Source organism: Nocardioides sp. R-C-SC26 (assembly GCF_021246465.1).
Taxonomy (GTDB): domain Bacteria; phylum Actinomycetota; class Actinomycetes; order Propionibacteriales; family Nocardioidaceae; genus Nocardioides.
This window is the reverse complement of the sequence record NZ_JAHRHK010000007.1, coordinates 23,981-50,808: the sequence shown is the minus strand read 5'-3', so window position 1 is coordinate 50,808 and position 26,828 is coordinate 23,981. Positions and strand designations below refer to the sequence as shown.

The following is a 26,828-nucleotide window of genomic DNA, read 5'->3' as shown; positions in this document are numbered from 1 at the left end:
GCGCGTCGGCGGACGGTCCGCCGTGATGGGTCGCGTGCCCGAGGGCGGCCTCAGCCGCGCTTGGCGCGGAAGGCCTGGGGGCCGTTGCGGATCACCATCGCGGCCGTCGTGCGCTTCCAGCCGCGTCGCGGGTCGGGTTCCTTGCCGGCTCCGATGCGATGCAGTTGGTCGGTGTGCCAGGCGAGGTCGAGGCCGCCGTCGGCGGTGCGCAGGTCCATGAATCTGCCGGTGACTGCCCGGGCACCCATCTGGACGCCGTGGCTCGGCAGGCGGTCGGCCGCTCCGCTCAGCACGGCGTCGGCGCTGTCTGGTACGACGGCGGCGGGGCGGCCCAGGCCGACCACGTCGCAGTGGCCGTCCGCGACCGCGCCCTCCATGGCCTCGGCCGAGCGGAAGCCGCCCGTGACGGCGATCGGGGTGTGGGGTGCGAGCTCGCGCAGCGCAGCGGCGTACTCCAGGAAGTAGGCCTCGCGGGCGATCGTGCTGGAGGACTTCGTGACCGTTCCCATCATCGCCGGCGCCTCGTAGGTGCCGCCGCTGACCTCGATCAGGTCGATGCCCTCGGCGACCAGCGCGCTGACGACGTCGCGCGACTCCTCCTCGCTGAAGCCGCCGCGCTGGAAGTCCGCGGAGTTGAGTTTGATCCCGATCGCGAACTCCGGACCGGTCGCCGCGCGCGTGGCGCGGAGCACCTCCAGGACGAACCGGCGTCGTCGCTCGGCGTCGCCGCCCCAGGCATCGGTGCGCTGGTTGCTGAGGGGGGAGAGGAACTGGGTGATGAGGTAACCGTGGGCGCCGTGCAGCTGGACGCCGTCGAAGCCTGCCGACTGCGCGATCCGCGCGGTGGTCGCGTACCGCTCGACGAGCTGGTGGATCTCGGTGTCGGTGAGCGCTCGGGGCTTGGCGGCTCCCGGGATCCGCACCTTGATCGCACTGGGTGCCACCGGCTGCCGGCCGCTGACCAGGGCGTTGGCCTGACGGCCGGGGTGGTTGACCTGCATCCAGAGTCTGGCGTCGCTCTCGGCGAACGTCGCCGTCCAACCCCTCAGACCGTCGAGGTGTCGTTCGTCCTCGACGACGACGTTGCCGGGCTCGCCGCGGTGCCGTCGGTCGACCATCACGTTGCCGGTGACGACGAGGCCGAAGCCGCCGTCCGCCCATCGGCGGTAGAGCCGTTCGAGCTTTGCGGTGGGGCCGCAGTCACGATCTCCGAGGGACTCGCTCAGCGCCGACTTCATGAAGCGGTTCGGGATCGCCTGGCCGCTCGGGAGGGTGAGCGGCCGCGAGAGGTGGGTGGTCACGACGTCGGCACCTTCGCACGGACGGGGGCGGCGCTGGTGATCGAACGGGTCAAGGACTTCGCCACGAGTGCGAAGGGCCGCTGGTAGGTCGCGCCCAGCGTGCGGACGACGACGTCGACCAGATGGGCGTCGAGGCCGATGAGCACCTTCGGTCGGTCGGCCCGTACGCCACGCAGGATCGTGGATGCCGCCTGATCGGCGGTCGTGCGGGTCAAGGTGCGGTCGAAGAGCTGCTGGATCGCACCGAGATCGGCCGTGTTGCTCGCTCGTGCGTTGTTGACGATGTTGGTGCGGATCCCGCCGGGGTGCACGCACGTCACGCCGACGGAGTGGCCGGCGATGAGCATCTCCTGGCGCAGCGACTCGGTGAAGCCGCGAACGGCGAACTTCGCGGCGTTGTAGGAGCTCTGCGTCGGCACGCCGAAGAGCCCGAAGATGCTGGAGATGTTCACGATGTGTCCGTCGCCGGACGCGATGAGGTGCGGCAGGAACGACTTGGTGCCGTGCACGACGCCCCAGAAGTCGACGTCCATCACCTTCTCGATGTCGGCGTACGGCGACTCCTCGACGGTGCCGAAGATGGTGATCCCGGCGTTGTTGATCACCAGGTTCACCTGGCCGAACCGCGCCACGACGGCCGACGCGTAGACCTCGAAGGCCGCGCGATCACGGACGTCGAGCACCTGCGAGTGCGGTGCGTCGCCGACCTCGGCACACAGGGCCACGGTCTCGGCGAGTCCGGCCTCGCTCCAGTCGGACACCGCGACGCGGGCACCGGCCCGCGTCAGCTGGAGTGCCAGTGCTTGACCGATGCCCGATCCTGCGCCGGTGATGACGGCGACCCTGCCCGCGAAACTCTTCACGACGGTCCTCCTGTGTCGGTGGTCGGACGAACGTACGGCCCACGTCGTTTGACTTGCAAGTCATCTGACTTGCCTGCTGGTGTCGGATCCGTCACCGTCGGTCCATGTCCGCCGCCGAACGCCTTCTCGATGCGACGATCGACTGCCTGGCCGAGCACGGCTACGCCGCGACGACGACGCGCAAGGTCGCCGAGATCGCCGGCCTGAGTCAGGGCGCCTTGCAGCACTATTTCCCGACCAAGGGCGCTCTCGTCGAGGCGGCTCTGACCCGCCTGACCCAGCAGCTCCTCGCGGAGGCGGCGCAACGGATCGTCGACGTCCCCGACGAGCGCACCCGCGCGGAGTCGCTCCTCGATCTGATCCTCGACATCCATCAGCTCCCGATCGCCGCTGCGGTGATCGAACTGCTCGTCGCGGCCCGCACCGACCCGGCGCTCGGGCGCTCGACGGCGTCGATGATGAACGGCGGGATGGCGACCATCACCTCCTTCGCCGCCCAGGCGCTCCCCGGCTTCGGTGCCGACCCGAGGTTCGCCGACTTCGTCCAGCTCGCGATGGCGACCGCACGCGGCACGGCCGTGATGACGGGGATCGAGGGCGCTACGGATGCCCATCCGTCGTGGCCCGTGGTGCGTGCCTACCTGCTCGAGTGCCTGGAGTGATCAGTCGTCGGTGCGGACGACGGGTTGGCGCAGGATCGTGCGCAACTTCGCCGGGTCGGTGCGGCGCGCGTCGTTGAGGTAGATCTCATGGTGGCGGCCGGACATGGCCAGACCGTGCTGGGGGATGAACCGGCCGTGCAGTTCCGCGAGCACCGGGCCTTCGTCGTCGTAGGGCCCGAGGTGGAGGGTCTGAACGCAGGTTCCCTCGTCGAGGCTCGCGAACCGGACGTCGTCCAGCAGCGGTGGGACGTCCCGCTTCGCCCGGCAGGAGCCGACGGCGTCGTCGACCATCGCCGAGGTGATCCACTCCGGGCAGAGCAGCATCACCGTCCAGCTCCAGGCCGACTTGTCGCGTGCTGAGGTGAACGCCGTCATGTCCTCGGCCCACCACAGCGCCTCCAGGGGCGGGACGACGTAGTCGCGGCCGAGCCCCTTGCTCGCGAACTTCAGCGTGTAGGCGACGGGGTACAGGCTCGCGAGTGCGTCGGCGTAGCGCGGCGCCGTGTTGGGGTCGCCGCGCCCGTCGACCATGAGGTAGGCCACCCGCGGCATGTCGAGGATCCGGAACTGGCCGGCGCGGGCGCGGTAGCCGTCGATCGACCTCCGCAGATCCACCTTGCCCGCCGGGGAGACGTCGGGGCTCATCGAGGCGGCTCGTTCAGGCGGCGGTGGCGAGAGAGACGATGAAAAGATCGGCCGCGACGACAGCGGCGAGCACCGTCAGCATCAGCAGGATCTTGACGCGATCGGACAGGTCCTCGCGGATGATGCTGACGTTTCCGGCGATGGCTCCGAAGGTCAGTAGCGCGCCGATGGCCCCGGTGACCAGCATCAGCGAGATCAGCGGGAGCAACCCGATGACCTGGACCGCGCGCGGGGTCGTCGGGCCGGTGGGGTGGTCGACGCCGTCGACCGAGATCACGGGATACGCACGGAGGACGCCCGCCTTGAACGTCGCCTCTACGGTCCCGGCCGTACCCGGCAGGCTGAGTCGGTTGCGCGGGAAGCCATGAGGCTTCACGACCCTGTCGGCCACCGAGAACCGATAACCGCGCCAGAACGAGTAGTCGATGGCGACCGGCGCGGTGACGCGGGGGAGGGTGACGACGGCCAGGACCACGCGACGATGGTCCCAGATCGCGCGAGCCGCGGACGGCCCGCGCGAGCGACCGGGTCCGTGTCGGATGCGCGCGGGGGTTCATCGCGCCTGCGGAGGAATGTCGGCGCCAGGGTCGATGCTGGCTTCATGACCCCCTCACCCAGCCCCGAACGCGCCGACTTGGTCGGCACTCTGCGCAAGCATCGCGAGCTCTTCCTCGGCACCGTCCGCGACCTCAGCGACGATCAGGCCCGCCTCACGCCCACGGTCAGCACGCTGAGCCTCGGCGGCCTCGTCAAGCACGTCACCGCCACCGAGTCCGAATGGCAGCGATTCATCGTCGACGGGCCTGCCGGCCAGCCCGATATCGACTGGGCCGACATCGACTGGAACAACCCGCCCGAGGCGGTCCTCGCCTACCAGAACCAGTTCCGGTTGCTCGAGGGCGAGACCCTCGCCGACGTGGTCGCCGAGCACCACCGGGTGGCCGAGGAGACCGAGCGACTCATCGCCACGGTCGACCTCGACGCCACCCAGCCGTTGCCGGAGGCGCCCTGGTTCGCGCCCGGCGAACGTTGGACGGCGCGGCGCACGTTCCTGCACCTGATCGCCGAGGTCTCACAGCACGCCGGTCACGCCGACATCATCCGCGAGGCGGTCGACGGCCAGAAGTCGATGTCGTCGTGATGTCCTTCGGCCCCTAGGAGTCGTCGAGAGCGAGCCGGCATCAGCCCGATCCGCGCGCGCTCTCGATCCGAGCCGTCCGAGATCGGAGATGACGATGGGCCTCACACTCCACGACGAGATCGTCGCTGCCGTCGCGCGGTGGAGCTTCATCCCCCACGACGCCGTCCGCGTCGAGTCCCCGGAGTACCTGGTGCTCGGGCTGCCGTCGTGGTGGGACGAGCCGCTGGAGCTGCGGTCGTTCACGCCGACGCGTGCGATGGACGTCGTGCTCGACGAGGTAGTGGCCGGGTGTGTGCCCACCGGGCGGCCGCATCTGCTCTGCTGGGTACGCCTCGAAGCGCCGACCGGGTGGGAGGACCTGCTTCTCGCGCGGGGCGGGGTGCTTGCCGAGACGCTCGCCGTCCTCGGGAGGGCACTCGATGCGCGTGACCTCCCCGATCTCGCCCCGGCCGACGACGTCGAGCTGCGCTGGGCGCTCGATGCCGCGACGCTGAGGGACGCGATGTGGCTGGGCACCGAGGTCTTCGGTGGCGCGATGCCGGACGAGACCACCCTGGCCGCGGAGTTCGAGCGCGAGCGGGTCAAAGCGGCGTCCGGTGGCGGCGGCTCGGTCGTGGCCTACCGGGAGGGTCGCCCGGTCGGCACCGCCGGCGTCACCGTCGAGCGGGGCGACGTCCGATTGTGGGGTGGCGCGGTGCTGCCGCGGGCACGACGTCGGGGTGTCTACCGGGCGCTTCTCCGGGAGCGACTTCGCTACGGAGTCGCACACGGCGGGACGCTCGCCTTGGTCAAGGGACGCGTCGAGAGCTCTGCGCCGATCCTCCTCCGCGCGGGCTTCGAGATGGTCGGGGAGGAGCGCTCCTACCAGGTGCCGCTGTCGTCTGACCCGATCAGCGGGCCTGCGGCATCCGGGTGACCAGCTCGACGTTGCGGTCGCGGCGCGTGCCCAGGCCGGCGTCGGTGCGGTCGTGCCAGTCGTTGGCCGCGAGCTCGCGCGCCAGCGCGGCCAGTGCGAGCGGGGACCCGAGGCCGGTCCTGCCGGTCGGTGCCGCGTGGTCGACCATGGTGGTGAAGATCGACAGCGTGCCGTCGCGGTTGTCGGCCAGCTCGATGATGCGCGACTGCTGGGGCCAGTCGATGTGCGAGGCCGTGTTGATCTCCCACAGCCCGCCGGGCTTGGCGCCCGCGCCACGGCGACGATGCGCGGTGACCTCGTTGCGGTGGGTGTGTCCGTTGACCCACGCGACGACCTCCTCGTGACGGAGCAACAACGCCAACACGTCGGGCCCGAGCACCCGTGGCTCGAGATCCGCTCCGGTGCCGATCAGGGGATTGCCCATCGAGGACGACGTGTGGTGGCTGAAGACCATCACGATCTTCCCGGCCGAGGCGCCGAGCAGCCGCTGGAGCCATCGGAACTGCGTGCGATCCAGCGACCCGTCGGCGTAACCGTTGGGGTTGACGGTGTCGAGGACGACGAACCGGCACGCGCCGCGGTCGAAGGAGTAATACGCCGTGCCGGCGGCGCGGTTCTGCTCGGTGAAGCCATGACCACGGGGGAGCCCGCTGGTGCGGAAGTGCTCGCGCACGATCTGGGCCCGCGCGATCAGTCGACGGTCGCGATCGGGCGTCACCAGCCGGACGCCGGGCACCAGGCCGATCGAGCCGAGCAGGTCGCCCAGGCTGCCGTCGGCGAGGGAGTTGAGCAGCTCCTGGGGAGAGAGTCCGAGCGGCGGCGAGATGACCTTGAGCGGGCCGGTCGCGACGGCGTCCAGGCGCAGTGTCGAGGCGGGGAAGTTGCCCTGGATCAGACCGTCGTGGTTGCCGAAGGCGGTGTACCAGGGCATCCGCAGACCCTGTGCTCGGAACGGGCGGCGCGCGGCGTCGAGCAGGCCGGGCACCGTCGGGAACCCGTAGCGCCGCTTGGCGATGTCGGGTCGCCGCCCCAACGGCGGGCGGTCGGGGTGCCAGTAGGCGGGGTCGTAGCTCAACGGGTCGACGTCGCTGACACCCTCGTAGCGGCGCAGGTCGCCCGAATCGGGCCGCACTCGCTCGCCGTCGAGGAGGTCGATGTTCCAGCGGACCTCGTTGTACTGGGAGTTGTCGGAGTTGTCTCCGGTCTGGATCGCCAGCGCCAGGCGCATCCCGGTGACCGGGCCGCGCCGGATCGCGTTGATGGCGCGCACCATCGACTCCGCGATCTGCGCCGACAGCATCTCCTGCGGTCGGTAGGCCGAGGCGAAGAGCCCGACACCGGGCAGCGGGCCCGGGTCGTCGAAACGGTCGGTCCACTCGACCCGCAGGGGTGACTGGGCGTCGATGATGTGGACGTCGGAGAGTTGGACGAACGCCAGCAGACCGCGACGCCGCCGGCCCCGCCCGGCCCCGGCCGGCACACCGAGATCGGTGCGGACGACGTGTCGCTCGCCGGGGCCGGTGGTCAGCCGGGCGTAACCGCCTGATCCACGACGGCCGCGGCGGATCACGCGCTCCAGCGTGCCGCGGCGTCGAGGGTCGTCGGTCGCACCGGCGGCACCGACACCCGAGAGGGCTCCACCGAGCGCACCCGAACCGAGAAGTCGTCGTCGACTGATCCGCATCAGCGCACTGTAGGGGTTCCGCGGTTGTTCACGTGTCGTCCACGCGAGCGAGGCGCATGGTTGCGGGATGATTCCTAGCGTCGCAGACATGGAGTCCATGACGGTCCGGGCCCACGACGCTGCCGATGGTGATTCGCTGCGCGTGTTGGTCGTCGCCGAGTCCTTCCTGCCGCAGATCAACGGCGTCACCAACTCGGTGCGCCGCGTGCTCGAGCACCTCGCCGCCCAGGGGCATCGTGCCGAGCTCGTCGCGCCGACCGGGCCGGAGATCTATGCGGGCTTCCGGGTGCGGCATGCCCGCGGCGCGGCTCTGCCGTTCTACAGGGACTTCAAGATCGGGCTGGAGACGCGGCGCCGGTTGCGCACCGTGATGCTGCGCTTCCGCCCGGACGTCGTGCACGTCGCCTCACCCGCGACCCTCGGGTACCAGGCCATCAAGGCGGCCGGCGAGCTGGGCATCCCGGTGGTCGCGATCTACCAGACCGATCTCGTGGGCTTCGCCGATCGCTACGAGCTGCCCGGTGGCGCGCGGGCGATGGCCTCGCTCACGCGCCGCATCCACACCAAGGTCGATCGCACGCTCGCGCCGTCCACCGCCAGTCTGCAGCAGCTCGCCGAGCTCGAAGTGCCCGGCACCGCGCTCTGGCCACGTGGCGTCGACCTGGTGCAGTTCGACCCCGGGCACCGCGACGAGGACCTCCGGCTAGGGCTCTGCGACGGCGACGCGACCCGCACTCTCGTCGGCTACGTCGGACGGCTGGCACCGGAGAAGGAGCTCGACCTCCTGGCCGCGGTGGACGCCGATCCACGCTACGCGCTGGTGGTCGTGGGCGGCGGCCCCGAGGAGCAGCGGTTGCGCACCGTGCTCCCCGGGGCGACGTTCACCGGAGTGCTCCACGGTGCCGACCTCGGCGCCGTCTACGCCTCGCTCGACGTGTTCGTGCACACCGGCCGTCACGAGACCTACTGCCAGTCGGCCCAGGAGGCGCTCGCCTCCGGAGTTCCGGTGGTGGCACCCCGTTCGGGCGGGCCGATCGACGTCGTCGACGACGGGATGACGGGCCACCTCTACGCCCCCGGTGACGCGGTCGAGATGGTCGCCCTCGTGCGCGGCCTCGCCGACGACGAGGAACGCCGACGCACGATGGGTGTGGTGGCGCGCGAGGTCGTCACCGGTCGCTCCTGGTCCCAGGTCAACGATGCGTTGGTCGCGCACTACCGCGAGGTCATCGCGGAGCGTGGAGGTCGTCAGCCGTCGCTCGCGGTGGCTGCGATCTGATCAGCTCCGCAGCCTGGTGGACGTCGTCCACCAGGTGGACGTGCGCCTCCATCGCACGGCCGCGAGCCAGCGACTGGAGCAGGGGCCACGCGGGCAGCGTCTCGGTCCAGTGCTTCCGCCCGACCAGCACCATCGGTGCCACCGACGACTCGTCCGCGTAGTAGTTCTCGCAGGCGTCCTGGAAGATCTCCTGCACCGTCCCCGCGGCGCCGGGGAGCACGACGATGCCGGCGCCGCAGATCTCCAGCAGCACGGCCTCCCGCACGGCGTTGCCGACGTACTTGGCGATCGCGGTCGCGAACGCGTTCGGCGGCTCGTGGCCGTAGTGCCAGGTCGGTACGCCGAGCGTGTGTGCTGGGACAGGGGAGAGCTGAGCGGCCTCGGCGGCGATCTGCAGCGCGGGGAGCACCCACGCGTCGACCGAGGGCCGGAACGAGGACGCCTGCGCGAGCCGCTCCAACGCGTAGTCGGTGACGTCGTCGCTCAGGTGTGCCAGTCGCGCGCCGAGGTTGGACGCCTCCATCGCGCCCGGACCGCCGCCGGTGGCGACCACGTGCCCACCGCCGAGCAGCCGACCCAGCGTGACGGCGTCCGCGTACTCGACGGTTCCCCGGGCGAGTGCGTGACCTCCCATCACACCGACCACGGGCATCGCCTGGGCATCCACCCAGGCCCGGAGCGCGGCGTCGATCGCGTGGTCGTGCAGTGCCGCGATCCGCGCGACGTCGCGCTCCTCCAGCCGCTGGGTCCAGGCGTAGCCGCGGGCATCGAGACTGGCGGCGTAGCTGCCGCCGTCGATCACGGTGTCGTAGAGCTCGGCCGCGGTGTACAGCGCGGCGCGGTCGGGATCGAGCGGCAGGTCGCGCTGCTCGGGTACGACCAGTGCGCCACGAGCGCGAAGACCGACCGCAGCGTCGTCGGGCGCGGTGCACCCGATGAAGGTCGCTCCGTCCAGTCGGCAGACGTCGAGCGCCTCGATGTGGCCGGCCAGATCGACGCCACGGATCCGCCAGCCGTCCAACGAGGTAGGCCGCAACGCCAGGCGCCGCGCGAGCTCGGCCTCGGACTCGATCTGGACAGTGCTGCCGCGGGTGCGCCTCACGGCGTCACCGTAGCGACGCCGCCCTGCGTCGCGGTCGGTGTCCGGTTTTCTCGGGGGGGGCCGGGAGACGGGCACGGGGGGGGGGANCGTTGGCGTGCGAAATTTCGTCGGCCAAGGTCCAGCTTTCTCGGCCGGCCGAGATTTCTGTCCACGCAGACGCCGCAAGCAGCGGGCGGCTCAGAGGGCGTGGGCCACCAGGTCGCCGAACAGGGCGTGCTCGTCGACCTCCAGACCACGACGGGTGAACCAGGTGGCGATGTTGGTGCAGTCGCGCATCAGGAAGTCCATCCCGGCGAGGTTCCCAGCCAGGTCGACCACCTGAGGCAGGTCGATGATCACCAGGCGGTCTCCCGCCGCCAAGATGTTGTACGGCGAGAGGTCACCGTGCACCAGTCCGGCCTGGGCCAGGGTGACCAGCGCCGCGCGAAGCTGCTCGAAGTAGTCGGCCAGGCGCGCGGCGTCGGGGCGGGTCTGCGCGAGACGCGGTGCGGTCTCGCCGTCCACGCAGATCCACTCCATCAGGATCTCGGTGCCGTCGATCTGTACCGGGTACGGCACCGGCAGGCCCAGGCCCCACCAGCGCTTGAGGGCATCCCACTCCGAGCCTGCCCATTCACCGGCCGCCAGCAGCCGACCGAAGGTGCTCTTGCGCTGGACGGCGCGCTCGTCGCGCGACCGCTTCATCGACCGGCCCTCGGTGTAGGCCGCGGATCGGTGGAAGGAGCGGTGCTCCGGCGAGCGGTATCGCTTGGCGGCCATCACGACCTGTTGGCTCGGGTCGTGCGGATCGGCCCGCTCGAGCAGGAAGACGTCGGCCTCCTTGCCGGTCTTGAGGATGCCGAGATCGGTGTCGATGGCGCCGCGGGAGGTCACCACCCACTCGGGGAGGGGCTGCGGGCCGCGACACAGCGGCTCGACGTCGTGCCACGTCGTCCAGCGCTGACCGTCGTCGAGGTCGTCGTAGACGGTCCAGTCGAACGGCAGATCGCCGTCGATCTCGGTGGCGCCGCTGGTGGCGAGATTCAGATCAGGGTCGTGCGGGAACTGCTCGGGGTCGCGTGTGGTCAACGCAGGAACTCGATTCGTGACGAAGGTGGTCGGCGGGCAGGCCGAGGACAGTCATGGACATGTCACGCTCCTTCGCGGTCGAGGGCGGCGCCGAGAGGTGGGGGGGGGCCCCCCCGCCCGGGGGTGGGCGCGGGGCCGGCGCCCCCCCCCCCCCGGCCCGGGGGGGGGGCGGCCCCGACGGCAACCGAATTACCTCAGCAGAGGTTCGTCCGGATCAGGCGGCGGTGGCGGTGCGCTCCAGGGGTACGTCGCCGCGGTGCTCCCACGCGTCGTCGATATGGACGACGGTGCGGCCCTCGCGGTGCAGCACGCTGGCTGCGATGCCGGCGCGGTAGCCGGACTTGCAGTGCACCCAGAGCTCGCCGGGCGGCAGCGAGCCCGCGGCGCGGTCGATGTCCTGGACCGGCACGTGGACGGCGCCTCGCAGATGACCGGCGGCCCATTCGTCGCGTTGGCGGACGTCGACCACGATCATCGGCTCGGGCGACTCCCGGCGTTCGTCGAGCGCGGCGTGGAAGTCCGACCAGGTCGCGCGACGGAACGTGGCCGTGAGCGCGGCGTCGTCGTGGACGAGGTGGGCCCGGACTCCGTCGATGCCGATGCGGGCCAGGTCGCGGACGGCGTCGTCGAGGTCGTCGGGGGTGTCGGTCAGGAGCACCAGATCGTCGTCCCAGGGCACCAGCCAGCCCACGTAGGTGGCGAACTGCGTGCCGTACTCGATCCCGACGGTTCCAGGGAGGTGGCCGTCGGCGTAGGCCGCTCGAGTGCGGAGGTCCACGACCCAGGATCCTGAGAGGACCGCGTCCGCCACGTCGTCGGCGGTCGCCGGCCGCGGCGCTCGTGGTGCCGCCGCTCCGGCGCCCCGGCGATTCAGGGGGTCCATCCGGGAGTAGTGGTTCGGGATCGGACCGAAGCCCGCGATGAGGTCGGACACGAAGCTGCTCCTGTCGGTGAGGACGGCGGGGTGGGTGGCGATCTGGTCGCCGAGCGTGGGCGGGTGACCGGGATCCACCGGAGTGGTGGGGCTGCTCGCGCAGAAACTGCCGAATCCGTGCGTGGGAAGCAGCAGGGTGGAGGGTGTGCGCTCGGCGAGCGCGGCCAGGCTGCGAGCGGAGTCCCACTGCAGGCCGGCCAGGTGCGCGGTCAGCGCGGGGTCGATCAGGTCGGTGCGGCCGACAGCGCCTTAGAGCAGGCTGCCTCCGCTCATCAGCGCTGCCGGAGCGCCGGGAGCGTGCACCAGGAACGACTGGTGGTGCCGGGTATGGCCTGGAGTGTCGAGCACCTCGACGGTGAGTCGGCCGACCTCGATCCGGTCGCCGCCGCGCACTCCGACTCGCTCGAAGCCCACCGTCTCGGCGGCCGAGAGCAGGTAGTCGGCACCGTGTCGACGTGCCAGGAGCAGCGCGCCCGAGACGCAGTCGTTGTGCACGTGGGTGTCGGCGACGGCGGCGATCTCGACGCCGGCAGCCTCGGCCGCGCGCTCGACGTCCTCGATGTCGCGGGGCGGATCGACGACGATCCCCACGCGGCCGTCGTGGACCAGATGACACCGATTGCCCAGACTGGGCACCTCGACCGTGACGACCGCCATCAATACTCCTTAAAGTCGAGCGAATTACTCGAAATTAGCACACGTCGATGACCCCCCGCGTCTCTGGGTTGTGAGCGAGCGTGTCGCGGAGCAGTTCAGCCCAGCAGGGGAGCGGCGAGACGGGCGATCAGCGAGGCCCTGCCGGTGGCAGTCTCCTCGCGGTCGGCAGCGGCCATCGCCCGCACGCCCGCGTTGATGCCGAGCCAGCGCAGCGGCTCGGGCTCCCAGACGGGTGAGAGATGGCCGACCCACGGCAGGCGGGTCAGCGGGCTGTCGTGCCCGGTGATGAGGTCGGCGAGGGTGCGGCCAGCAAGGTTCGTGGTGGCGACGCCGTCACCGACATAGCCGCCCGCCCAGGCCATTCCGGTCGCGCGATCGAGACCGACCGACGCCGTCCAGTCGCGCGGGATCGCGAGTGGACCTCCCCAGGCGTGCGTCACATGGTGATCGCGCAGCGCGGGCAGCATCTGCACCGCGGTCGCCCAGATGTGAGCGAAGGTCGCCTCGTCGCGGTCGAACTCGGGCCGGACCCGCGATCCCCAGTGGTAGGGCGCACCGCGTCCGCCGAACACCAGGCGGTCGTCGGCGGTGCGCTGGCCGTAGACGATCAGATGCCGGTGGTCGCCGAAGGTCTCGCGGGCGCCGAGCCCGATCGCGTCCCAGGTCGACGTCGGGAGTGGCTCGGTTGCGACGATGAGGGAGTACACCGGGACCACGGCGCGACGGAGCCCGGGAAGGTCGGAGGTGAAGCCCTCGGTGGCCCGGACGACGTGACGCGCCCGTACGGCGCCGCGGCGGGTCGTGACGCGTCTCGGTTCGATGCGGGTCACGCGGCTGACCTCGTGGATCGTGGCGCCGCGCCGTTCGACGGCTCTGGCGAGACCGCGGGCGAGTTTGGCCGGATGCAGCGCGGCGCAGTCGGGAGTGAAGGTCCCGCCCCGGACTCCGGTCGCTCGCAGGCGTTCGGTGGTGGCCGCGGCATCGAGGAGACGCAGATCGTCCTCGCCGCGTCCCCACGAACGGGCGTGGGCGACCTCGGCACGTGCCCGGCTCCATTGCGCCCGGTTGCGGGCGGCGATCACGGTGCCGCCGTGTGCGATGTCGGCATCGATCCCCTCGGCCTCGCAGACCCGGGTGATCTCGGTCAGGCACCCGCGCATGGCGGCGTGCAGCCCGAGGGCCTCGCCGCGGCTCGAGTGTTCGGCGAGGGTGTCGAGAGACGCCGGGAAGAGGGCCGAACACCATCCGCCGTTGCGTCCAGAGGCACCGAACCCGGCGGTCTCGGCCTCCAGGACCACGACGCGCAGCGAGGGGTCGGCCAGCAGGAGGTAGTAGGCCGTCCACAGCCCCGTGTAGCCGGCTCCCACGATCGCGACGTCGGCTTCGACGTCGCCGACGAGCGGCGGGCGCGCCGTCCAGGTGTCGTCCGCCGTCTCGTGCCACAGGGGGAGCCCGCGCCACCGCGCGTCGTCCGGGCTCAGCGCACGCCCCAGGAGTAGGGCTGCTTGCGCAGCTGGAGGTAGGTGTGGGTCTCCGTCGCGACGACGCCGGGGATCGCACGGATACGCCCGGAGAGCAGCTCGAGCAGGTGGTCGTCACTCTCGCAGACCACCTCCGCGAGGAGGTCGTGGGCGCCAGCGGTGATGACGACGTAGGACACCTCGTCCAGCGCCGCGAGCGCGTCGGCGACGGGCTCCAGCGGACCCGACACCTTGACCCCCACCATGGCCTGGCGGGCGAAGCCGAGCTGGAGCGGATCGGTCACCGCCACCACTTGCATCACGCCGGTGTCGATGAGCTTCTGCACGCGCTGACGCACGGCGGCCTCGGAGAGCCCGACCACCTTGCCGATGGCGGCGTAGGAGCGACGTCCGTCCTGCTGGAGCTGTTCGACGATCGCCTTGGAAACCTCGTCGAGGGCGGGGAGTCGCCTCCCGGGTGTGGCTGGCATGACTCGCACGATAGCCGCGGCCGTTGATCGTCGACGCGTGATCTCGGCGTCTCTGCTTCGGATTCCGTTGCGTTCATGTTTCCGATCAACGGTTTCCCTTGTGGTGGGCCGGTGCCGCATGCCACGATCCCGACACTTCGCAGGGCACGGCGAGAGGGGTTCGATGACGGCGACGGCGTCGACGGGGAGCGGTGGGGTGACCCGCCGCCGGCTGCTGCGAGCGGGCGGAGGCCTGGCCGCGGTCGGCCTCGGCGCGGCCGGCTTGAAGCTGCCGTTCTTCAGTGCCGACGGCGCGCAGCAGGATCCGATGGACTGCATGGCGGGCGACCTGTCCTCCACCGACAAGCGGCTGGTGGTCTCGAACTGGACGGGCTACATCGATCCGCGACGCAAGAAGACCTCCACGTTGCAGGAGTTCCAGCGCCGCACCGGCATCGCCGTCGAGTACACCGACGACATCAACGACAACGCCGAGTTCTACGCCAAGGTGCGCAACCAGCTCGGCGACTGCCAGCCCATCGGCCGCGACATGATCATGCTCACCGACTGGATGGCGGCGCGGATGATCTCTCTCGGGTGGATCCAGCCGCTCGACGCCGAGCGGGTGCCGAACCTGCACGCCAATCTCATCGAGCCGCTCCGCAACCGGCCGTGGGACCCGGATCTGACGTATCACGCGCCGTGGCAGAGCGGTCTGACCGGTATCGCCTACAACGCCGCGGAGGTCGGGGAGGTGCGCTCGTTCAGCGAGCTGCTCACTCGCGCGGACCTCAAGGGCCGGGTCACCCTGCTGACCGAGATGCGCGACACGATGGGCTTCTTGCTGCTCACCCGGGGAGCCGACCCCGGAGACTTCACTCCCGACGAGTGGGCCGACGCCATCGACGAGCTGCGCCGCGTCGTCGCCGACGGGCAGATCCGGGCGTTCTCGGGCAACGACTACCTCAACGACCTGGCCTCCGGCAACGTGCTGGCGTGCGAGGCATGGTCGGGCGACGTCATCCAGGCGACCCTCGACAATCCCGACATCCGCTGGGTCGTCCCCGAAGAGGGGTTGATGCTGTGGAGCGACAACATGATGGTGCCGAACCTCGCCACGCACGGCGCGAACGCCGAGGCCTGGATCGACTACTTCTACGAGCCGGAGGTCGCCGCCCGACTGGCGGCCTGGGTGAACTACATCTGCCCGGTGCAGGGAGCGCGCGAGGCGATGGAGGGCATCGATCCCTCCTTGGTGGACAACCCGCTGATCTTCCCCGACGACGACGCCCTCGCCGCCACGTACGGCTTCATGGCCCTCGACGACCGGGCGAGTCTGACCTACGAGAGGGACTGGGCCGATGTCACAGGTGGCTGAGCCGAACCAGCAGCGTGCGTCCGAGGACGCAGCGGGGGCGGGGGGTGGATCCGGTCTGCGGCTGCGCGCTCTGACGAAGGAGTTCGCGACCTTCACCGCCGTCCGTTCGCTGGACCTGGAGGTGCCGAGTGGCTCGTTCTTCGCTCTGTTGGGGCCCTCGGGGTGCGGCAAGACGACGACGTTGCGGATGATCGCCGGCCTGGAGTCACCGACGTCCGGCACGATCGAGCTGGCTGGGCGCGACATCACCCACGCCAAGCCCTACCAGCGGCCCGTCAACACCGTCTTCCAGTCCTACGCGCTCTTCCCGCATCTCGACATCGCCGAGAACGTGGCCTTCGGGCTGCGGCGCCGTCGGCAGAAGGACGTCGACGAGCAGGTGCGCCAGATGCTCGACCTGGTCGAACTCTCCAGCCAGTCCCGCAAGAAGCCCGCGCAGCTCTCGGGCGGGCAGCAGCAGCGCGTCGCGCTCGCGCGGGCGCTGATCAACAAGCCCGAGGTGCTGCTCCTCGACGAGCCCCTCGGCGCGCTCGACCTGAAGTTGCGGCGCGCCATGCAGATCGAGCTCAAGCGGATCCAGACCGAGGTCGGACTGACGTTCATCCACGTCACCCACGATCAGGAGGAGGCCATGACGATGGCCGACACGGTCGCGGTGATGAACGGCGGTGTGATCGAGCAGATGGGCGCGCCGGCGGAACTGTATGAGAACCCGCGCTCGACCTTCGTCGCCAACTTCCTCGGCCAGTCGAATCTGATCGCCGGCAGTGTCGTCTCCCGCAGCGCCGACATCACCACGGTCGACATGCACGGCATCGCAGTCTCGGTGCCCGCGAACCGGACGCACACCGACAGCGATCGTGGCTGGGTCGGGATCCGGCCGGAGAAGGTGCTGATCGGGGAGGTCGGGGAGCAACTCGACGCCCCTGGCAACACCATCCCGGGCGGCGTCGTCAGCGACGTGAGCTTCGTCGGCGTCTCCACCGCCTACCTGGTGCGGATGCCGTGGGGTCAGGAGCTGCAGGTGTTCTCCCAGAACACCGGCCGCGTGCGCATCTTCGCCGTCGGCGACGCCGTCGAGCTCTCGTGGCGGCCCGAGTACGCCTTCCTCCTCGACCACGCGCAGGACGCCAGCGCCGGCGCGGCGCTGTAGCCGTGGCGAGCGAGATGACCCGCAAGCGCGGGAAGACCGGGTACCTGCTCGTCATCCCGGGTGCCCTCTACCTGCTCGCCTTCTTCGCCCTGCCGTTCTACTCCCTCATCGCCACCAGCCTGTACGACCCGTCCGGCTCGGATTTCCGCGGCTACGAGATGACGTACGCGTTCGGCAACTTCGTCGACGCGATCACCGACTACTGGCAGCCGCTGTTGCGCTCGCTGGCCTACGGCGGCGTCGCGACGGTGCTGTGCCTGGTGCTGGGGTACGTGCTGGCCTACGCCATCGCCTTCAAGGCCGGCCGGTGGAAGATCTTGATGCTGGTACTGGTGATCGCGCCGTTCTTCACCAGCTTCCTGGTGCGCACGCTGTCGTGGAAGCTGCTCCTCGCCGACGACGGATTCATCGTGAACACCCTCCAGTTCCTCCAGATCCTCGGGGACGACGGGCGCCTGCTCGCCACGCCCGTCGCGGTGATCGCGGGTCTGACCTACAACTTCCTGCCGTTCATGGTGCTGCCGCTCTTCGCCAGCCTCGACCGGGTGGACTATCGCCTCATCGAGGCCTCCGGCGACCTGTACGCCAATCCGATCACCACGTTCTTCAAGGTGACCTGGCCGCTCTCCCTGCCCGGCGTCGTCTCCGGCACGCTGTTGACGTTCATCCCGGCCGTCGGCGACTACATCAACGCTGAGCTGCTCGGCAACACCAACACCCGGATGATCGGCAACGTCATCCAGAGCCTGTTCACCGACGCCAACGACTACCCGGCCGCCGCGGCCCTGTCGGTGATCCTGATGACGATGATCCTCGCGCTCGTGCTCGTCTACGTGCGTCGGGCCGGGACCGAGGAGCTCCTCTGATGGCGGTCATGACACCGAGGTCGGGCGGGGCAGGCACGCGCCTGGGTCGGTGGATGCGCGAGCGCCTCGTGCTCGGCCTGGGCCTGGTGGTGCTCGCCTACACGTTCGTCCCGATCGCGGTCGTGGTGCTGATGAGCTTCAACAAGCCGGTCAGCGAGCAGTCGAAGATCTACAAGTTCTCCGGGTTCACCCTCGACAACTGGAAGAACCCCTGTGCAGATCCGGCGATGTGCGAGTCGCTGCTGCGCAGCATCGAGATCGGACTCCTCGCCACGGTCGTCTCCACGATCCTCGGCACGCTCGCCGCCTTCGCGCTCGTGCGGCACGACTTCATCGGACGCTCGTCGTCCAACCTGCTGATCTTCATGCCGATGGCGGCACCCGAGATCGTGCTCGGCTCCTCGCTGTTGGCGATGTTCGTGGCGGCGGGCCTCGGCGGGCAGCTCGGGTTCTGGACGATCCTGGTCGCCCACATCATGTTCTGCCTGTCGTTCGTCGTGGTCACCGTGCGGGCCCGGCTGGCCGGCATGGACGACAACCTCGAGCAGGCGGCGATGGACCTCTACGCGACGCCGTCCCAGACCTTCTGGCGGGTCACTTTCCCGCTGGTCTTCCCCGGGATCCTCGGCGCCGCGCTGTTGAGCTTCTCGCTCTCCTTCGACGACTTCATCATCACGAACCTGAACTCGGGCAACACCACGACGTTCCCGATGTACGTGTGGGGCGTGAGCCGGCGGACGGTGCCCATGCAGATCAACGTCATCGGCACGGTCATGATCGTGCTGTCGGTGACGATCGTGCTGATCGGCGAGCTGCGCAGCCGGCGCCGACGTCCGGCGTGATCGCCTGATGGCCGGCAGTTGGGCGGCCGAAGCGCTGACCGGGGCCCGGCGACGGCCCTACTGGCTCGATACCGAGGAGTGGCCCGACGCCCCGGAACGGCTCGATCCGCTGCGCGGCGGCCTCGAGTGCGACCTCGCCGTGGTCGGTGGCGGGTACACCGGACTCTGGACGGCGCTGCGTGCCGTCGAACGGGATCCCGGACGGCGCGTGGTGCTGCTGGAGGCGGGGCGGTGCGGCGACGAGGCCAGCGGCCGCAACGGTGGCTTCGCCTCGGCGTCGCTCACCCACGGCTTCGGCAACGGCGTCCAGCGCTGGCCCGAGGAGCTCGATGTCCTGGACCGGCTCGGCACGGCGAATCTCGACGCCATCGGGGAGACGATCAGCCGACACGGCATCGACTGTCGCTGGGAGCGCACCGGCGAGCTGACCGTCGCGACGCAGCCGTGGCAGGCCGCGGAGCTCGCCGTGCTCGCCGAGCAGATGCGGGCCCACGGTCACGAGGTGGACCTCCTCGATGAGACGGCGACGCGCTCCGCCGTCCACTCGCCCACGTATCGGGCGGCTCTCCGAGAGGCGCAGGGGACCGCTCTGGTCGAACCGGCTCGCCTGGCGTGGGGGCTCCGGCAGGCGTGCCTGGACTCCGGGGTCCGCATCGTGGAGGGCACGTACGTGCGCGACGTCGTGCGCGCCGGTGACGGCGTGAGGGTCGTAGCCGACGCGGGCTCGGCGCGGGCGCGTCAGGTGGTGCTCGCGACCAACGCCTTCCGACCACTGCTTCGCCGGCTGCGGTCGATGACCGTGCCGGTCTACGACTACGTGCTGATGAGTGAGCCGCTCACGCGGGAGCAGCGGGCCGCCGTCGGGTGGGCGGGGCGCGAGGGCATCGGTGATGCCGCCAACCAGTTCCACTACTACCGGCTCACGCGAGATGACCGGATCCTGTGGGGCGGCTACGACGCCGTCTACTACGCCGGGTCGCGGATCGCTCGCTCGCTGGAGCAGTCGGAGGAGACGCACGGTCGGCTCGCCGCCCACTTCTTCGAGACCTTCCCCCAGCTCGAGGGTCTGCGGTTCTCCCATCGCTGGGGTGGCGTGATCGACACCTGCTCGCGGTTCGCCGCCTTCTTCGGCACGGCCTGGCAGGGCCGGGTCGCCTACGCACTGGGCTACACCGGTCTGGGTGTCGCCGCCACGCGCTTCGGAGCCGATGTGATGCTCGACCTGCTGCACGGCGAGGAGACCGAGCGCACGGCCCTGCGCATGGTGCGCGAGCGCCCGCTTCCGTTCCCGCCCGAGCCGGTGCGCTCGCTCGGCATCAACCTCACGCGCCGCTCGATCGCCAGGGCCGACGAGCAGGGCGGCCGCCGAGACCTCTGGTTGCGCACCCTGGACCGCCTCGGGCTGGGGTTCGACTCCTGAGTCGGCCGGCACGGCGGTCGAGGAGTCGCTCTGCCGGTCTTCGGTGGTCGAGGAGGTCGCTCTGCCGGTCTCCGGTGGTCGAGGAGGTCGCTCTGCGACCGTCACGAGACCTGGTGAGGGTGCGCGCCTGCCTTGGCCGGCGGGGGTTTCGTGACGCCCCGCTCGTTCCTCGCGGGGCTCCTCAACCACCGGGGGTGCTGGTGGTCGAGGAGGTCGCGCTGCGACCGTTGCGAGAGCTCACCGCTCCGTGGCCGGCTCCTCGACGACGGGGAGGGAGGCTCGTCGTCCCGCGCGTGACGTGCTGCGCGCGACACCGACGCCGACGAGGGCGAGCGCCCCGCCGACGTAGGCCAACGAGGGCGGCACCTCGCCGAGCAGCAGCGCGCTCATCGCGATGGTGATGACCGGTACGAGATAGGTGGTGATCCCGAGGCTGGACGCCGTCATGAACTGCAGGGCGTAGGCGTAGGTGGTGAAGGCGAGCGCGGTCGGGAAGACACCGAGGTAGATCAACCACCAGATCGACGACGCGGGCGCACGACCGAGCTCGCCCATCAGCGCTGGCGCGAAGGGAAGGCAGACGATCGCGCCGATCGTGCAGGCCAGCCAGGTGACGTGGATCGGCGCGACCCGCGCGAGCAGAGGTTTCTGCACGATCATCGCCACCGAGTACGCCGCCGCGGAGACCAGGCAGAGCGCCACGCCGAGCGCGTCGCGGCCACCGCTGTCGGAGCTGGCCAGTCCGATCACGGCGACGCCGCCGAACGCCAGGGCCAGCCCGATGCCGAGACGAGGGGTGAACCTCTCGCGCAGGAAGATCGCGGCGAGCACGGCGACCAGCACGGGGGAGACCTGGATCAGCATCGCTGCGGTTCCGGCGTCCACCCGCCGCTCGCCCTCGTTCAGCGCCACCATGTACACCGCGTACCAGAGCACGCCGATGACGACGATGCCCGACCAGGCGCGTCCGTCGGGCCGCGGTAGGCCGCGTGGGAGGGCCACGCACGCCAGTGCCAGCGCGCCGATCGCGAGTCGCCCCAGCGACAGCGCGCCCGGCGAGAAGTCGTGACCGAGGTGCCGGATCGCGACGAACGCCGAGGCCCACAGCACCAGGGTGATCGCGACGGCGCCGATCGAGAGCCAGCGCTGCCGCGCCTCCTGGTCGGACGGGCTCCGTGAGGTCACAGCTTCACGCTACGGCTCCCGAGACCGACGACGCTCGTCGATATCGGACGCCGTGCTCCCGCCCGGTGGTCGAGCTTGTCGAGACCGCGGGCATCTCGACAGGCTCGATGACCGACAGGCTCGATGACCGACAGGCTCGATGACCGTCAGAGCAGCGACCAGGCCTTGTCGAGCACGGTGCGCAGGATCTGCTCCATCTCGTCGAAGTGCTGCTGGTCGCAGATCAGCGGCGGTGCGAGCTGGACGACCGGGTCGCCTCGGTCGTCGGCTCGGCAGTAGAGCCCCTCGGCGAAGAGCTGCTTGGAGACGAAGCCGTACAGGAGACGCTCGGACTCCTCGGCGGTGAAGGACTCCTTGGTCGCCTTGTCCTTGACGAGTTCGATTCCGTAGAAGTAGCCGTCGCCGCGGACGTCACCCACGATCGGCAGGTCGAGCAGTCGTTCCAGCGTGGCGCGGAAGCCGCCTTCATTGGCGCGCACGTGCTCCAGGACGCCCTCGGACTCGAAGAGCTGCAGGTTGCGCAGGCCGACCGCAGTGGACACCGGATGGCCGCCGAAGGTGTAGCCGTGGGCGAACATCGCACCCTCGGCCAGGAACGGCTCCATCAGGCGGTCCGAGGCGATCATCGCGCCGAGCGGGGCGTAGCCGGACGTGATGCCCTTGGCGCACGTGATGATGTCGGGCTGGTAGCCGTAGCGCTCGGCGCCGAACATCGTGCCCAGGCGACCGAAGGCGCAGATCACCTCGTCGGAGACCAGGAGGACGTCGTGCTCGTCGCAGATCTCGCGCACCCGGTCGAAGTAGCCGGGCGGCGGGGGGAAGCAGCCGCCGGCGTTCTGCACGGGCTCCAGGAAGACGGCTGCGACGGTGTCGGGGCCCTCCTGCTCGATGGCCACGCCGATCTGGTCGGCGGCCCAGCGTCCGAACGCCTCCGGGTCGTCCCCGTGCAGGGGAGCGCGGTAGATGTTGGTGTTGGGCACGCGGAAGGTCGACGGCACCAGGGGCTCGAACTGCTGCTTGAGCAGCGGGAGGCCGGTGATCGACAACGCGCCCTGGGTGGTGCCGTGGTAGGCGATCGTGCGGCTGATCACCTTGTGCTTCATCGGCTTGCCGGTGAGCTTGAAGTAGTTCTTCGCCAGCTTCCACGCACTCTCGACCGCCTCACCGCCACCGCTGGTGAAGAAGACCCGGTTGAGATCGCCGGGGGCGTATCCCGCCACCTTCTCCGCGAGCTCGATCGCCGGCGGGTGCGCGTAGGACCACAGCGGCATGAACGCGAGCTCGCGTGCCTGGGCCGCTCCGGCGTCGGCGAGCTCGGTGCGGCCGTGACCCAGTTGGGAGACGAAGAGTCCGGCGAGGCCGTCGAGGTAGCGCTTGCCGGCGGAGTCGTAGAGGTAGGCGCCCTCGCCGCGCACCATCACCGGCACGTCGACGGCGTCGGGCCCGACGTAGCCACCGTGGCGGGTGAAGTGCAGCCAGAGATGATCCTTCGCTGCCTGCTGCAGGTGCTCACTCATGACTCCATCTTCGACCCGCGCCGCAGGAGAAGCAAATGATTCCGTTGCGGTTGAGTGAAATCTCGACGGATTCCGTTGCCAGGAGGCTGCTTTCGGCGACTAGGCTCCGGTCATGGCCGATCTGACCTTCCGCAATGTCGTCAACGGTGAGCTCGTCGACTCAGCCTCGGGCGAGACCTACGAGGTGATCGACCCGACCACGGGGGAGGTCTACGCGCGAGCCCCGCTCTCCGCCGCGGAGGACGTCGACCGCGCCTACGCCGCGGCCGACTCCGCATTCGAGGGCTGGGCCTACGCCACACCGCAGGACCGCTCCAACGCGCTGCTGAAGATCGCGGCTGCGATCGAGGAGCGCGTCGAGGAGCTCAACGCAGTCGAGTGCCGGGACACCGGCAAGCCGCTGCACCTGACGATGGACGAGGAGATGCCCTACGCCTCGGACCACTTCAAGTTCTTCGCCGGCGCCGCGCGCCTGCTCGAGGGCAAGGCGGCTGGTGAGTACATGGCGGACCATACGTCCTGGGTCCGGCGCGAGCCCGTCGGTGTCGTCGGTCAGGTCACGCCGTGGAACTACCCGCTGCTGATGATGATCTGGAAGATCGCGCCCGCGTTGGCGGCCGGCAACACCGTCGTGCTCAAGCCGAGCGACACGACACCCGCCAGCTCGACGCTCCTGGCCGAGCTCTGCCAGGAGTTCCTACCGCCCGGCGTGCTCAACGTCGTCTGCGGCGACCGCGACACCGGCCGTGCCCTGGTGGCCCACCCGACGCCGCAGATGGTGGCCATCACCGGGTCGGTGCGCGCCGGTATGCAGGTGGCCGAGGCGGCCTCGCACGACCTCAAGCGGGTCCACCTCGAGCTCGGCGGCAAGGCCCCCGTGGTCGTCTTCGACGACGCCGACATCGCTGCGGCCGCCGAGGGCATCGCGGGGGCCGGCCTCTTCAACGCCGGGCAGGACTGCACCGCGGCGACCCGCGTGCTGGTGCAGGCGGGCATCCACGACGAGTTCGTGGCAGCCCTGGCCGAGGCCGCGCGGGGCATGCCGACCGGGATGCCCGACGACGAGTCGACCTACTACGGCCCGCTCAACAACGCCCAGCAGCTCAGCCACGTGTCCGGCATGGTCGACCGTCTGCCCGACCACGCCCGCATCGAGACGGGCGGCACCCGCAAGGGCGAGGCCGGGTACTTCTACGAGCCCACGGTGCTCGCGGGGCTGCAGCAGGACGACGAGCAGATCCAGACCGAGATCTTCGGCCCGGTGATGACGGTGCAGAGCTTCGCCGACGAGGCGCAGGCCCTGACCTGGGCCAACGGCGTTCCCTACGGGCTCTCCTCCAGCGTGTGGACCAAGGACCACGCCCGCGCTCTGCGGATGTCGCGCAAGCTCGACTTCGGCGCGGTGTGGATCAACACCCACATCCCCTTCGTCTCCGAGATGCCGCACGGCGGCTTCAAGCACTCCGGGTACGGCAAGGACCTCTCCATGTACGGCCTGGAGGACTACACCCGGATCAAGCACGTCATGTCCTTCATCGGCGACTGAGCAGCGGGTCACGAGGCACGAGTGGCCCGCGTAGCGAAGGAGGATCGAGCAAGCGCCACGACCGAGGGACGAGGTCGTGCTGCGCGCGTCGAGATCCGGAGAGACAGCTGACTCGCCTTGTGCGCGTCGAGATCGAGCGAGATGAAAGGCACGAGAACGTCATGAGGATCCTGCTGATCGGCGCCGGCGGCGTCGGCGGCGCGTTCGCGGCCATCGCCGCACGCCGCGACTTCTTCGAGCAGATCGTGATCGCCGACTACACGCTCGAGCGCGCAGAGCGCGCCGCGGCAGACGACCACCGGTTCACCGCCGCCCAGATCGACGCCTCATCCCAGGCCTCGGTGGAGTCGCTGTGCCGCGAGCACGCGATCACCCACGTGATGAACGCCGTCGACCCGGTCTTCAACATGGCGATCTTCGAGGGCGCGTTCGCGGCCGGAGCCGACTACGTGGACATGGCGATGTCGCTGTCGGTGCCCCATCCCCAACAGCCGCACTCCGAGTGCGGCGTCAAGCTGGGCGACGAGCAGTTCGCCCGGGCGGCTGCCTGGGAGGAGGCCGGTCGGCTCGCGCTGGTCGGCATGGGCGTGGAGCCCGGTCTCTCGGACGTCTTCGCCCGGTACGCCGCCGATCACCTGTTCTCCGAGATCGACGAGCTCGGCACCCGCGACGGCGCCAACCTGGTGGTCACCGACGAGCACGGCCACGAGATCTTCGCGCCGTCGTTCTCGATGTGGACGACCATCGAGGAATGCCTCAACCCGCCGGTGATCTGGGACGGCGCGCGCAACGGCGGCGAAGGCGGCTGGCACACCACGGCGCCCTTCAGCGAGCCGGAGATCTTCGACTTCCCCGAGGGCATCGGACCGGTCGAGTGCGTCAACGTCGAGCACGAGGAGGTGCTCCTCATGCCGCGCTGGATCGACTGCAAGCGCGCGACGTTCAAGTACGGCCTCGGCGAGGAGTTCATCACCATCCTCAAGGTGCTCCACACCCTCGGGTTGGACCGCACGGAGAAGGTGCGCGTGAAAGGCGTCGAGGTGAGCCCGCGCGACGTGGTCGCCGCGGTGCTGCCCGACCCCGCAGGCGTCGGGCCACGGATGACCGGCAAGACGTGCGCCGGCCTGTGGGTCACCGGCACCGGCAAGGACGGCGAGCCCCGGTCGACCTACCTCTACCACGTGGTCGACAACGAGACCGTGATGGCCGACTACGGCCATCAGTGCGTCGTGTGGCAGACCGCGATCAATCCCGTCGTCGCACTCGAGCTCGTCGCGACCGGGGTGTGGAGCGGAGTCGGCGTGCTCGGGCCCGAGGCCTTCGACGCGGTGCCGTTCCTCGACCTGCTGACCAGCTACGGAAGCCCGTGGGGCATCAAGGAGATGACATCGTGAGCGTGCCCCAGGAGCGCCGGCTGCTGACCCGGATCCCCGGTCCGCTCTCGCTCGAGCGACTCGAGCGCAAGAAGCGGTACGTCGCGGACGGCGTCGGCACGATGCTGCCGGTCTCGATCGTCCGTGCCGGCGGCGGGATCCTCGAGGACGTCGACGGAAACCGGCTCATCGATCTCGGGTCGGGCATCGCCGTGACGACCGTCGGCAACGCCGCGCCCGCGGTGGTGCGCAACGTCGTGGAGCAGGCCGAGGCGTTCACCCATACGTGCTTCATGATCACGCCGTACGAGGGCTACATCGACGTCTGTGCCGCCCTGGCCGAGCTGACCCCGGGCGAGCACGCCAAGAAGTCCGCGCTCTTCAACTCCGGCGCCGAAGCCGTCGAGAACGCCGTCAAGATCGCTCGGGTCGCCACCGGCCGCGACGCCGTCGCGGTGTTCGACCACGCCTACCACGGCCGCACCAACCTGACGATGGCGATGACCGCCAAGAACCAGCCGTACAAGAACGGATTCGGGCCGTTCGCCGCCGAGGTGTACCGCGCGCCGATGTCCTACCCGCTCCACGACGGCCTCTCGGGCGAGCAGGCCGCCGCGCGGGCGATCGACGTCCTGGACAAGCAGGTCGGTACCGGCAATCTGGCGTGCGTGGTGATCGAGCCGATCCAGGGCGAGGGTGGCTTCATCGTGCCCGCTCCCGGTTTCCTTCCTCGGATCGCGCAGTGGTGCCGCGACAACGGGGTGCTCTTCGTGGCCGACGAGATCCAGACCGGCTTCTGTCGCACCGGCGACTGGTTCGCCTGCGACGACGAGGGCGTCGTGCCCGACCTCGTGACCACGGCCAAGGGCATCGCCGGCGGGCTCCCGCTGGCTGCCGTGACCGGCCGCGCCGAGCTGATGGACGCCGTGCACGGTGGCGGTCTCGGCGGAACCTACGGCGGCAACCCGATCGCCTGCGCCGCAGCGCTCGGTGCCGTCGAGGAGATGCGAGAGCGCGACCTCGCCGCCCGGGCCGCGGCCATCGGCGCGCTGATGCGTGACCGACTGACCTCGATGGCCGCCGAGCACGACGTGATCATCGACGTCCGCGGGCGTGGGGCGATGCAGGCCATCGAGCTCGGAACCCGCGACGCCAGCGGCGCCGTCACCCCCGACGCCGCACGTACCGCCGCGGTGTCCGCCCGATGTCACGCGGAGGGGGTCGTGACGTTGACGTGCGGCACCTGGGGCAACGTCTTCCGGTTCCTGCCGCCGTTGTCGATCTCCGACGACCTCCTCGGGGAGGCTCTCGACGTGGTCGCGGAGGCCTTCGCCGCGACGGCCTAGACGGCCTCCAGCGACCCTCA

At 70.2% G+C, this 26,828-nt stretch carries 25 protein-coding genes; 12 read left to right on the top strand and 13 right to left on the bottom strand.

The window, feature by feature from the left end:
• Positions 1–50 precede the first annotated feature (50 nt).
• Positions 51–1,301, bottom strand: a complete 1,251-nt coding sequence (locus KSO97_RS08260; protein ID WP_232677798.1) for an NADH:flavin oxidoreductase/NADH oxidase family protein — start codon at positions 1,299–1,301, stop codon at positions 51–53.
• Complete coding sequence (locus KSO97_RS08255; RefSeq protein ID WP_232677797.1) at positions 1,298–2,164, bottom strand: SDR family oxidoreductase; 867 nt, start codon at positions 2,162–2,164, stop codon at positions 1,298–1,300. The genes KSO97_RS08260 and KSO97_RS08255 overlap by 4 nt, the downstream gene beginning before the upstream one ends.
• Before the next feature lie 104 nt (positions 2,165–2,268).
• Here KSO97_RS08255 and KSO97_RS08250 point away from each other — a divergent pair, with 104 nt between their 5' ends.
• The gene (locus KSO97_RS08250) at positions 2,269–2,826 is read left to right on the top strand and encodes a TetR/AcrR family transcriptional regulator (protein ID WP_232677795.1); all 558 of its coding nucleotides are present in this window, start codon (positions 2,269–2,271) and stop codon (positions 2,824–2,826) included.
• Here KSO97_RS08250 and KSO97_RS08245 read toward each other — a convergent pair whose 3' ends face one another.
• Complete coding sequence (locus tag KSO97_RS08245; protein WP_232677794.1) at positions 2,827–3,471, bottom strand: GyrI-like domain-containing protein; 645 nt, start codon at positions 3,469–3,471, stop codon at positions 2,827–2,829.
• 13 nt (positions 3,472–3,484) lie between these two features.
• Complete coding sequence (locus tag KSO97_RS08240; RefSeq protein WP_232677789.1) at positions 3,485–3,946, bottom strand: hypothetical protein; 462 nt, start codon at positions 3,944–3,946, stop codon at positions 3,485–3,487.
• 126 nt (positions 3,947–4,072) lie between these two features.
• Between KSO97_RS08240 and KSO97_RS08235 the strand changes: the two genes are divergently transcribed.
• A complete protein-coding gene (locus KSO97_RS08235) occupies positions 4,073–4,612 on the top strand; it encodes a DinB family protein (RefSeq protein ID WP_232677788.1) in 540 nt (179 codons plus the stop codon).
• A gap of 94 nt (positions 4,613–4,706) precedes the next feature.
• Complete coding sequence (locus KSO97_RS08230; RefSeq protein ID WP_232677786.1) at positions 4,707–5,528, top strand: GNAT family N-acetyltransferase; 822 nt, start codon at positions 4,707–4,709, stop codon at positions 5,526–5,528.
• Here KSO97_RS08230 and KSO97_RS08225 read toward each other — a convergent pair.
• Positions 5,503–7,212 (bottom strand): TIGR03767 family metallophosphoesterase, encoded by a 1,710-nt coding sequence (locus KSO97_RS08225; RefSeq protein ID WP_232677785.1) that lies wholly within the window; start codon positions 7,210–7,212, stop codon positions 5,503–5,505. The genes KSO97_RS08230 and KSO97_RS08225 overlap by 26 nt on opposite strands.
• A gap of 88 nt (positions 7,213–7,300) precedes the next feature.
• On the opposite strand from KSO97_RS08225, the gene KSO97_RS08220 reads away from it, so the two are divergent.
• On the top strand, positions 7,301–8,491 hold the full coding sequence (locus KSO97_RS08220; RefSeq protein ID WP_232677779.1) for a glycosyltransferase family 1 protein: 1,191 nt from the start codon (positions 7,301–7,303) through the stop codon (positions 8,489–8,491).
• On the opposite strand, the gene KSO97_RS08215 is transcribed toward KSO97_RS08220, so the two are convergent.
• The 6 genes from KSO97_RS08215 to KSO97_RS08190 form a co-directional block, all read right to left on the bottom strand.
• Positions 8,439–9,593 carry an LOG family protein gene (locus KSO97_RS08215; protein ID WP_232677778.1) on the bottom strand — a complete coding sequence of 385 codons (1,155 nt, stop codon included), beginning with the start codon at positions 9,591–9,593 and terminating at the stop codon, positions 8,439–8,441. The two genes, KSO97_RS08220 and KSO97_RS08215, sit on opposite strands and share 53 nt — an antisense overlap.
• Before the next feature lie 177 nt (positions 9,594–9,770).
• Positions 9,771–10,661, bottom strand: a complete 891-nt coding sequence (locus KSO97_RS08210) for a serine protein kinase RIO (protein ID WP_232677777.1) — start codon at positions 10,659–10,661, stop codon at positions 9,771–9,773.
• 214 nt (positions 10,662–10,875) lie between these two features.
• Positions 10,876–11,595, bottom strand: coding sequence for a rhodanese-like domain-containing protein (locus KSO97_RS08205; protein WP_232677776.1), 720 nt, complete (start codon positions 11,593–11,595; stop codon positions 10,876–10,878).
• 249 nt (positions 11,596–11,844) lie between these two features.
• The gene (locus KSO97_RS08200) at positions 11,845–12,252 is read right to left on the bottom strand and encodes a hypothetical protein (RefSeq protein WP_232677774.1); all 408 of its coding nucleotides are present in this window, start codon (positions 12,250–12,252) and stop codon (positions 11,845–11,847) included.
• Between the two features lie 95 nt (positions 12,253–12,347).
• On the bottom strand, positions 12,348–13,619 hold the full coding sequence (locus tag KSO97_RS08195; protein WP_232677772.1) for an FAD-binding oxidoreductase: 1,272 nt from the start codon (positions 13,617–13,619) through the stop codon (positions 12,348–12,350).
• Positions 13,620–13,729: 110 nt separating this feature from the next.
• The gene (locus tag KSO97_RS08190) at positions 13,730–14,203 is read right to left on the bottom strand and encodes an Lrp/AsnC family transcriptional regulator (protein WP_232677770.1); all 474 of its coding nucleotides are present in this window, start codon (positions 14,201–14,203) and stop codon (positions 13,730–13,732) included.
• Positions 14,204–14,366: 163 nt separating this feature from the next.
• Between KSO97_RS08190 and KSO97_RS08185 the strand changes: the two genes are divergently transcribed.
• The 5 genes from KSO97_RS08185 to KSO97_RS08165 are packed head-to-tail and all read left to right on the top strand — an operon-like array spanning position 14,367 to position 19,841.
• Complete coding sequence (locus KSO97_RS08185; RefSeq protein ID WP_232677766.1) at positions 14,367–15,560, top strand: spermidine/putrescine ABC transporter substrate-binding protein; 1,194 nt, start codon at positions 14,367–14,369, stop codon at positions 15,558–15,560.
• Positions 15,553–16,713, top strand: coding sequence for an ABC transporter ATP-binding protein (locus KSO97_RS08180; protein WP_232677765.1), 1,161 nt, complete (start codon positions 15,553–15,555; stop codon positions 16,711–16,713). Before KSO97_RS08185 ends, KSO97_RS08180 begins: the two co-directional genes overlap by 8 nt.
• Positions 16,714–16,727: 14 nt before the next feature.
• A complete protein-coding gene (locus KSO97_RS08175; protein WP_232677764.1) occupies positions 16,728–17,579 on the top strand; it encodes an ABC transporter permease in 852 nt (283 codons plus the stop codon).
• On the top strand, positions 17,579–18,421 hold the full coding sequence (locus KSO97_RS08170; RefSeq protein WP_232677763.1) for an ABC transporter permease: 843 nt from the start codon (positions 17,579–17,581) through the stop codon (positions 18,419–18,421). Before KSO97_RS08175 ends, KSO97_RS08170 begins: the two co-directional genes overlap by 1 nt.
• 7 nt (positions 18,422–18,428) lie before the next feature.
• Positions 18,429–19,841, top strand: coding sequence for an FAD-binding oxidoreductase (locus KSO97_RS08165; RefSeq protein ID WP_232677762.1), 1,413 nt, complete (start codon positions 18,429–18,431; stop codon positions 19,839–19,841).
• Positions 19,842–20,078: 237 nt separating this feature from the next.
• Here KSO97_RS08165 and KSO97_RS08160 read toward each other — a convergent pair whose 3' ends face one another.
• The gene (locus KSO97_RS08160; RefSeq protein ID WP_232677760.1) at positions 20,079–21,026 is read right to left on the bottom strand and encodes a DMT family transporter; all 948 of its coding nucleotides are present in this window, start codon (positions 21,024–21,026) and stop codon (positions 20,079–20,081) included.
• Positions 21,027–21,172: 146 nt separating this feature from the next.
• Positions 21,173–22,543, bottom strand: a complete 1,371-nt coding sequence (locus KSO97_RS08155) for an aspartate aminotransferase family protein (protein ID WP_232677759.1) — start codon at positions 22,541–22,543, stop codon at positions 21,173–21,175.
• 112 nt (positions 22,544–22,655) lie between these two features.
• Between KSO97_RS08155 and KSO97_RS08150 the strand changes: the two genes are divergently transcribed.
• From KSO97_RS08150 to gabT, 3 genes are all read left to right on the top strand, one after another.
• The gene (locus KSO97_RS08150) at positions 22,656–24,089 is read left to right on the top strand and encodes a gamma-aminobutyraldehyde dehydrogenase (protein ID WP_232677755.1); all 1,434 of its coding nucleotides are present in this window, start codon (positions 22,656–22,658) and stop codon (positions 24,087–24,089) included.
• 161 nt (positions 24,090–24,250) lie between these two features.
• On the top strand, positions 24,251–25,483 hold the full coding sequence (locus tag KSO97_RS08145; RefSeq protein ID WP_232677754.1) for a saccharopine dehydrogenase family protein: 1,233 nt from the start codon (positions 24,251–24,253) through the stop codon (positions 25,481–25,483).
• Complete coding sequence (gene gabT, locus KSO97_RS08140; protein WP_232677753.1) at positions 25,480–26,808, top strand: 4-aminobutyrate--2-oxoglutarate transaminase; 1,329 nt, start codon at positions 25,480–25,482, stop codon at positions 26,806–26,808. Before KSO97_RS08145 ends, gabT begins: the two co-directional genes overlap by 4 nt.
• Positions 26,809–26,828 lie beyond the last annotated feature (20 nt).

What these genes read in the sequence shown, in the direction of transcription:
- KSO97_RS08250 (WP_232677795.1), top strand. Translation starts at nt 2,269, where the DNA reads ATGTCCGCCGCCGAACGCCTTCTCGATGCGACGATCGACTGCCTGGCC.
- KSO97_RS08245 (WP_232677794.1), bottom strand. Translation starts at nt 3,471, where the DNA reads ATGAGCCCCGACGTCTCCCCGGCGGGCAAGGTGGATCTGCGGAGGTCG.
- KSO97_RS08235 (WP_232677788.1), top strand. Translation starts at nt 4,073, where the DNA reads ATGACCCCCTCACCCAGCCCCGAACGCGCCGACTTGGTCGGCACTCTG.
- KSO97_RS08230 (WP_232677786.1), top strand. Translation starts at nt 4,707, where the DNA reads ATGGGCCTCACACTCCACGACGAGATCGTCGCTGCCGTCGCGCGGTGG.
- KSO97_RS08225 (WP_232677785.1), bottom strand. Translation starts at nt 7,212, where the DNA reads ATGCGGATCAGTCGACGACGACTTCTCGGTTCGGGTGCGCTCGGTGGA.
- KSO97_RS08220 (WP_232677779.1), top strand. Translation starts at nt 7,301, where the DNA reads ATGGAGTCCATGACGGTCCGGGCCCACGACGCTGCCGATGGTGATTCG.
- KSO97_RS08200 (WP_232677774.1), bottom strand. Translation starts at nt 12,252, where the DNA reads ATGGCGGTCGTCACGGTCGAGGTGCCCAGTCTGGGCAATCGGTGTCAT.
- KSO97_RS08190 (WP_232677770.1), bottom strand. Translation starts at nt 14,203, where the DNA reads ATGCCAGCCACACCCGGGAGGCGACTCCCCGCCCTCGACGAGGTTTCC.
- KSO97_RS08185 (WP_232677766.1), top strand. Translation starts at nt 14,367, where the DNA reads ATGACGGCGACGGCGTCGACGGGGAGCGGTGGGGTGACCCGCCGCCGG.
- KSO97_RS08175 (WP_232677764.1), top strand. Translation starts at nt 16,728, where the DNA reads ATGACCCGCAAGCGCGGGAAGACCGGGTACCTGCTCGTCATCCCGGGT.
- KSO97_RS08170 (WP_232677763.1), top strand. Translation starts at nt 17,579, where the DNA reads ATGGCGGTCATGACACCGAGGTCGGGCGGGGCAGGCACGCGCCTGGGT.
- KSO97_RS08165 (WP_232677762.1), top strand. Translation starts at nt 18,429, where the DNA reads ATGGCCGGCAGTTGGGCGGCCGAAGCGCTGACCGGGGCCCGGCGACGG.
- KSO97_RS08155 (WP_232677759.1), bottom strand. Translation starts at nt 22,543, where the DNA reads ATGAGTGAGCACCTGCAGCAGGCAGCGAAGGATCATCTCTGGCTGCAC.
- KSO97_RS08150 (WP_232677755.1), top strand. Translation starts at nt 22,656, where the DNA reads ATGGCCGATCTGACCTTCCGCAATGTCGTCAACGGTGAGCTCGTCGAC.
- KSO97_RS08145 (WP_232677754.1), top strand. Translation starts at nt 24,251, where the DNA reads ATGAGGATCCTGCTGATCGGCGCCGGCGGCGTCGGCGGCGCGTTCGCG.